The organism is Actinomycetospora aurantiaca (assembly GCF_037401875.1).
In the GTDB taxonomy this organism is placed as follows: Bacteria; Actinomycetota; Actinomycetes; order Mycobacteriales; family Pseudonocardiaceae; genus Actinomycetospora; species Actinomycetospora aurantiaca.
Window position 1 is genome coordinate 253,370 of the sequence record NZ_JBBEGN010000008.1, and the last position, 7,731, is coordinate 261,100.

At 74.5% G+C, this 7,731-nt stretch carries 3 protein-coding genes and 1 pseudogene; 2 read left to right on the plus strand and 2 right to left on the minus strand.

Translation table 11 applies throughout. The features are described 5' to 3' along the window. Nucleotides 1-127: 127 nt before the first annotated feature. Nucleotides 128-967 (minus strand): annotated as a pseudogene (locus WCD74_RS29970) (type IV toxin-antitoxin system AbiEi family antitoxin); the annotation flags it as partial. Nucleotides 968-1,127: 160 nt separating this feature from the next. Beyond that, the gene (locus tag WCD74_RS18090) at nt 1,128-1,589 is read right to left on the minus strand and encodes a GtrA family protein (protein ID WP_337696256.1); all 462 of its coding nucleotides are present in this window, start codon (nt 1,587-1,589) and stop codon (nt 1,128-1,130) included. Between the two features lie 94 nt (nt 1,590-1,683). On the opposite strand from WCD74_RS18090, the gene WCD74_RS18095 reads away from it, so the two are divergent. Further along, nucleotides 1,684-4,806 (plus strand): arabinosyltransferase domain-containing protein, encoded by a 3,123-nt coding sequence (locus tag WCD74_RS18095; RefSeq protein ID WP_337696257.1) that lies wholly within the window; start codon nt 1,684-1,686, stop codon nt 4,804-4,806. Next, nucleotides 4,790-7,731, plus strand: a 2,942-nt coding sequence (locus WCD74_RS18100) for an arabinosyltransferase domain-containing protein (protein WP_337696258.1), incomplete at its 3' end; no start/stop codon positions are given. The genes WCD74_RS18095 and WCD74_RS18100, both read left to right, overlap by 17 nt.

Below are 7,731 nucleotides of genomic sequence, written 5' to 3' on the forward strand. Positions count from 1 at the left end.
CCACTCGCCGTCGGAACCGAGCACCAAGATCTCGTTGTGCCGCGCGGACCGCTCGGTCCTCGCCCCATTCCGCGCGGCGGAACGAGATCTTGGCTCCTCGGCGGGTGACGAGAACCTGACGGAGGTGGGCGAGGAACACCTCGGGCCGGCCGGTGATCTCGTGCCAGTTGGTGCGGATCACGACCCAGCCGGCCGCGACCAGCGCGTTCTGTCGCGCGGCGTCGCGCACGAACGCCGGGAGGTCGCGGTGGTACGCCCACCCGTCGACCTCCACGAGCACCTTGAGCTCGGGGAAGGCGACGTCGAGCACCGCGCGCCCGAACCCGGGCAGCTCCACGGGCAGGTTGGCCACCCAGCCCACGATGGCGGCGACCCGCAGTTGCGCGTGGGTGCGCCGCTCGGCCTCCGACACCGCCCCGCCCTCCGCGAGCGCGAGCAGCCGGCCCAGCAGCTCCGCCCCCGGGCGTCCGGAGCGGCGGGTCCGCCCCGCGCGCAGCCCGGCGACGGTGACCGCGCCCCGCTGCAGGGCGGTGTCGAACAGCGCCGCCCCCTCGACCAACCCGAGCGTCGCCGCCGCGTCGAGCACCGTCGCCACCCGCGTGGTCACCGCCAGCTTGCGGTACCGGGACCGTTCGTCGGCCGGGACGTCCCGCTGCACCAGCGCGACCCCCGCGCGCTCCCGGCGGCGCGCTCCCCGACCGACCGCGACCTGCACGTGCCGCGGCCGGTGCTCGAGCAGGCCGTACCACCACGCCGCGCTCTCCCCCACCAGCACCGCGTCGTCGCCCAGGGACATCACCGCCGCCCGCACCATCGACCGCGGCGTCGACTGGTGCGAGGCGTCCTGCACCACCCGGTACCCGACCCGCACCCACTGCTTCGCGGCCACCCGCCGCGCCACCGCCTCGCGGCTGACCCCGTGCGCCCGGGCCTGCTCGAGGGTCGCCAGTCCGTCCTGGTCGCTCATCAGGACCCGGAGACGGAACTCCTGCTCATCGCTGCTCACACCACCCTGGAGTGGTGCGGCGCCGGATCGGTTCCACCCGCCTCACAGCAAGATCCGGACGCGCCGCGCGGACCGATCGGTCCCCGCCCCACTCCGCGCGGCGGAACGAGATCTTGGTCGATCAGTCCTTGAAGATGAGCGTGCGCATCACGATGAAGTTGATCGTGGTGGCGCAGGCCTGGGCGACGAACCAGGACACGAACGCCGGGAGGAACGGCGTGCCCACCGTCGGGGCGTCCATCAGGTGCAGCACCAGGGAGGCGACGCCGACGTTCACCGCGAAGGTCGAGCCATAGAGCACGAGGAACCCGACGAACTTGGCGCCCCCGCCGGAGGACGAGGCGAACGTGAAGCGGCGGTTCAGCAGGTAGGCGGTGGTGGTGCCGAGGATGAACGACACACCCTTGGCGAGCGGCGCCCAGACCCCGAGGACCAGCAGGAGCTGGTAGAGCCCGAGGTCGACGCACGCGGCGAACCCGCCGATCAGGACGAAGCGCACCAGCTGTGCCCGCAGCCCCAGCGCGGCAGGCGCGACTGCGGCCTCCACCGGGCCGACCGCCGGCTGCTCGCCCGTCGAAGTCACACCTCGATGGTAGGCACCCTCCCCCACGGGCCGGTCACCGCATCGAACCCCCGTCGCTCCGCTCGCCTCACCACCGCCGATACCGTTCCTGCTCATGGCCGTCGTCGAGGACACCCCCGTGCGCGCCACGGAGGGTCCCCCGCGGACCACCGCCCGCTCCACCGTGCGGTCGGGCTGGTTCCTGGCCGCGCTCGCCGCGGTGACCGTCCTGCTCGGCGTCGCGATCCCCTTCGCGCCGGTGACCGCGGACGACCCGGTCGTCTCCTGGCCGAAGGCCGGGCAGCCGGCGGCCTCCACGAGCGTGCCGCTGGTCCCCTACCGCCCGCTCGCGATGACGGCGGAGGTCCCCTGCCAGGCGCTGCGCGGCGGCGGCGACGCCCTGCGGACCCAGCCGGCCAGCGCCGGGACCCCGGGCCGCGGCCTGACGTTCACCAACTCCGGCGGCCGGGTCACCGTCACCAGCGACGGCGCGACCCTCGTCGACGAGGTCCTCCCGCTCACGCCGTGCGTCTACCGCTACGCCAGCGACGGCACGACGACCACGCTCACCCGCGACGGGCAGACCCTCTTCGCCGGCGCCGGACTGGCCCCGCAGGTCGCGCAGCTCGCCACCGACGCCCCCGGCACCCCGGGCCTGGCCGCGACGATCCACCCCGACGACCGCTACTCCAGCGTCCCGTCGGCGCTCAAGCTCACGCTGCTGATCCTGCACGTCCTCGCGCTCGCGGCGACGCTCGTCCTGGCGACGAGACGCTGGTGGGGCCGCGGCAGCCACGGCTTCGTCCGCCCGCGGTTCCACGGCGCCGACGTGGCGGTCGGGGTCGTCAGCGCGGCGTGGATCGTCCTGAGTCCGCTGCAGAACGACGACTCCTGGTACCTGCTGATGGCCCGCAACGCGGGCGCGAACGGCTTCGTCGGGAACCAGATCTACATGTTCGACGCGACGGAGAACCCGTTCGTCGGCAGCCAGTACCTGATGTCGATGTGGGGGTCCGTCGGGAACTGGCTCGGCATGCCCGGGTGGGGGCTGTTGTGGATGCGGCTCCTGCCGTTCCTGCTCGGCCTCCTCACCTGGTTCCTGCTGCGCGGGGTGCTCTCGACCGCCCTGGGCCGCATCGAACGGCGCCGGTGGGTCCCGTGGACGCTGCTCGGCGCGCACCTGGCGTGGTTCCTGCCGTACGGGATGGCACTGCGGCCCGAGGTCTTCATCGTCCCGGTGTTCGCCGCGGTGCTGCTGCTCGCCGAGATCGCCCGGCGCCGGGACGCGGTCGGGCCGCTGATCCCCGCGACGGCGCTCGCGGCGCTCTCGGTCACGATCTCGCCGTCCGGGCTGGTGGCGGCCGCACCCGTCGTCGTGACCCTGCCGTGGGTGTTCCGGTGGCTGCGGACGACGACCTGGCGCACGCGGCTCGGCGTCGTCGGCGCGGTGATCGCGGCGGGGACGATCGCGCTGCCGATCGGGTTCGGCGACGCGACCCTCGGCGACGTCGTCGAGGCCACGAACGTCCACTCCTGGTACTACGTGACGTTCCCCTGGTACGAGGAGTGGGCGCACTACCGGACCCTGATCGAGACCGGGACCTGGGGACGGCGGCTCCCGGTGCTGCTCACGCTCGTCCTGCTCGTGATCGTGTCCATCGGCTCGGGGCGGCGGGGCCGCAGCGACGGCCCGATCCACGCGTACACGCTGTCCACGGCGGTCACGACGGCGGTCGCGCTCTTCCTGCTCGCGCTCGGCCCGACGAAGTGGGTGAACCACTTCGGCGCCATCGCCGCGCCGGGCACCCTGCTGCTGGCGCTGGCGATGCTGCAGACGCCGCTGCCCCGCCGCCCGGGGGCACTGGTGACGGGCGCGGGGGTCGCCCTGCTGACCGGCGCGACCGTCCTCGGCTTCGCCGGGCCCAACACCTGGAAGCCCTACTCCGACCGCGGTCAGCCGTTCGGCAAGCACCTCGACCCCGACCTGTCGATGGCCGACATGGAGCAGCTGGCCCCGCACATCGGGCCGCTGTACCTGCGGCAGTTCTGGTGGTGGATCGGGCTCGCCGTGCTGGCCGCGGCGTTCGTCGCCTGGCGCCGACGGCAGGGCCGCCGCACGCACGGCATCACCCCCGACCGCGCGGTCCTCGTGCCGTCGGTGGTGATGACGGCGCTGCTCATGGTCGCGGTGATGGTCTACGCGCCGGTGATCCAGGCCCCGGGCTGGTCGGTCGCCGGGGCACAGCTGCAGGCCCTCGCCGGTCGGCCGTGCCAGCTGTCGAACTCCGTCGAGGTGATGCAGCGCAGCCCCGCCGATCTCGGCGCGCCGGCGACACCCGCCGTCCCGACCGGGGACTTCGCGCTGACCGAGCCCGGCAACGGCGGTCCCGACGACCCGCCCGTGCCCCCACCCGGTCCGGCCCCGGCGGGCACGGGGCCGACGATGTGGCACGACGCGGTGACCACCGACCCCGGCCTCCCCCAGCAGGGGACGGGCACCGGCACGCTGACCACCGGCTGGTACCCCGTGCCGGCCGAGTCGACGGCGACCCACGTCGTCATCCCGGTCGCCGGCAACGACCCGGACCAGCAGCGCGTCGTCGTCGAGTTCGGCTACGGCCCGCCCGCGACGCCCCAGCGCACGACCGCCGTCACCGTGAACCCCGCGAACGGGCTGACCGCGCGGCAGTGGCAGGAGGTGCCGGTCCTGCTGCCGGGCGACCGGCCGAGCGCGGTGCGCATCGTGGCCGAGGACCGGGTCGCGGGGCCGGAGACGTCGCTCGCGGTGGCCCCGCCGCACCTCGCGGCGATGCAGCCGGTGCAGACGCTGACGGGTCCCGACGACGGATCCGGGCCGCCGGTCTTCGCCGACCAGCTCTCGGCCGTGCTGTGGCCCTGCGTCAACCAGGTGTCGGTGGCGCACGGGATCGCGCCGACCCCGACCGCCCGGCTCCAGGCCGCCGAGAACACGCCGGACTTCATCCTGACGAACCCGACCTACGAGTCGTGGGGCGGCACGATGGTGCAGTCGGAGCGGACCTGGGCGACCGTGCGCGTCTACTCGACGGTGACCGCGGGCGGGCCGCCCACGCTGCAGTGGGGCAACGTCGACCGGATCGTCTACGACCACCCGACCGACGCCTACGACCTGACCGTCGGCTCGGTCACGCGCGGGGGGCTCACCCGGTTCCCGACGCTGGCTGCGGAGTCCTACTCGGGGCGTGAGTACCTCGGCTGAGTCGCGGTCCCGGCTGGTGGCGCTCGTCGCGGGCGTCGTGTCGGTGCTCGCGGCGCTGGCGTTCCCGTTCGCGCCGGTGGACCGGCCGGTCGTCACCTACGCCTGGCCGTCGTCCCCGGCGCCCACGGCCGCGGCGATCCCGATGCTGCCGTACCAGCCGGAGTCGCTGTCGCTCGCGATCTCGGCCGACGCCGCGCGGGCCGTCCCGCCGGGCACCGTGCTGTTCTCCACCGCCCCGCTGACGCCCGACCCGCTGGCCGAGCCGTTGCAGGGCCTCACGGTGCGGGTGGCCGACGGCGGGACGCTCACCGTCACCGCGGGCGGGCGGACGTTCGCGCCGATTCCGCCGGGTGCGCTCACCGTGTCCTCGGCGATCGGGGCGACCACCGTGAGCGTCAACGGGCGGGAGGTGGCGCGGGCCGACGGCGACGTCCGCCCGGCCGTCGCGGGGGCGTTCACCGGGGCGCCGACGTCGGCGGGCCTCGAGTTCTCCGCCGTCGCCGACACGCGGTTCCAGACGACGGCGAGCGGGTGGAAGGTCGCGCTCGGGGTCGTGGCGGTGCTCGCGTTCCTGGTGGCGCTGGGAGCGGTGGTGTGGGCCCGCCGCTCGGAGCGGGATGTCAGCAGTGCGGCCATGCTGACACTGGACGTCACAAGAGCCACAACCACGGGGCGCCGATGGCTCGCCGACCTCGGCGTCGTCGGCGGCCTGCTGCTGTGGCAGGTGATCGGGCCGCTGACCGTCGACGACGGCTATATCGCGGGGATCGTCCGGTCGCTGGGTCAGAACGGGCAGGTCGGCACCGTCTTCCGGTGGCTGAACTCGCCGGAGACGCCGTTCGGCTGGTTCTACGAGGTCCTCGCGCTGATCGCCGGCGTCGACCCGGCGCCGTTCTGGCTGCGCCTGCCCGCGACCGTGCTCGGGATCGCCGGCTGGTTCCTGCTGACGCGCTCGGTGCTGCCGCGCCTCGACGTCCCGCCACTGCCGCTGCTCTCGGGCGTCGTCTACCTCGCCTGGTGGCTCCCCTACGACCTGGGCGTCCGCCCGGAACCCTGGGTGCTCGTCGGGTCGGCGCTGGTGTTCGTGCTGGTCGAGCGGGCGGTGGAGCGGTCGAGCGGGGTGGCGCTGATCGGGGCGCTCGCGATCGCGGGGTTCACGCTCGCCGTCACGCCGACCGGCCTGATGGCGTTCGTGCCGCTGCTGGTCGCCGTCTCGTCGCTGTGGCGGCTGCTCGACCGCACGACCCTCGTCGTCGGGATCGCCGCCCTGGGCCTGACGCTCGTGCTCGTCTACACGGACCAGACGTGGGCGTCGGTGCTGGACTCGGTCGGCATCCGCACGCTCGTCGGCGGCGACCGCCCGTGGACCGACGAGTACGTCCGCTACGCCTCGCTGCTGACCGTCGGCGACGCGGAGGGCAACCTCGGCCGTCGCGCTCCCGTGCTGCTGCTGGTGCTCGCGTTCGCGGCGCTGCTGTTCGGCGCCCGCGACAAGCTCGTGGGTTCCGGACGACGGGTCGTGCTGGTCACGCTGCTCTCCCTGGTCGCGCTGGCCTTCACGCCGACGAAGTGGACGCACCACTTCGGGGCGTTCGCGGTGCTGGGGACGGCGACGACGCTGCTCGCGCTCGATGCGTGGCGGCGGTCGGAGGTGTCGTACCGCCGTGCCTCGGTGGGGGTCGCGGTGGCGGCCGGCGTCTCGGGGCTGACGCTCGCGGGCTACAACCAGTGGCACTGGATCTCCAGCTACGCGATCACGTGGTCGACGCTCTCGCCGCAGCTCGGCGGGGTGCGGTTCGCGGACGCGGTGCTGGTCCTCGGCGCGGTCGTGGCGGTGTGGTTCGCGGTGCGGGCCCTCCGTACCCCCCGAGATCCTGACGTCCAGCGTCAGCATGGCCGCAGTGCTGACACCGGGAGGAGGGTCGCCCCCGCCCTCGCGATCGGCGTCGTGGTGCTCGTCGTCGCGATCGAGGTCCTGTCGTTCGCCCGCACCGCGGTCCAGCGCCGCGACTCGTACACGCTCGCGTCCGACTCGGTCGCCAGCCTGTCCGGCGGGTCGTGCGGGATCGCCGACCGGCTGCAGGTCGAGCGCGACCCGCTCACCGGCCTCCTGCCCCCGGACGGTCCGGGGCCGCTCCCGACGACCGGCCCCGGCGGCCCCTCCATGGCCGGCGCCGACCTGCCCGGCTGGCGCGGGCCCGGCGTCACCAGCGGCTGGTTCCGGCTGCCCGGCCCCGACTCCGCGTCGTATCCGACCGGCGAGGAGCCGGAGCCGCCCGGACCCGTCGTCGTGACCCTGACCGGGCCGGTCGCGGGCGGGGACGTCGTCGCCGAGCTGCGCGACTCGTCCGGGCGCACGTCCAGGGTCCCGCTCGACGAGGACGCGACGCAGTTCTCCGCCTCCGCCTCCGTCGACGCCCCGCGCTCCCGGGACCTGCGCCTCGACCCGGAGCTCAGCCGCCGCTGGAGCGCCATCCGCCTCGTGAGCGCGCCCGACACCTCTGCGGACCAGGGCTTCTCCGTCCCCCGGATCGCGCGGCTCGTGGCCTGGAACGACGTCCTGCCGCCCGGGACGCCGGCCGCCGTCGACTGGCCCGGCGCGTTCCTCTTCCCCTGCACCCCGTTCAGCACGCTGCGCGACGGCGTCGTGGCGCTGCCCGGATGGCGGGTGTCGACCGACGCGCGCAGCGAGGCGCAGTCCGGCTACATCAGCTACACCGCCTCGCAGGGCGGGCCCTGGACGACGGCGCGGGCGCTGGTCCGGCAGGTCCGCTACCCCGTCTACCTGCCCGGACTCCCGCTGACCGACATCGCGAGCCTCGAGCGCTGGGTCCCGACGGTGCCGCTGGTGGCTCCGGAGGTCACGTCCCGCGAGGTGGAGCAGAGCGGGTTCGCGACGCCGGGTCCGCTCTCGATCGGCGAGAG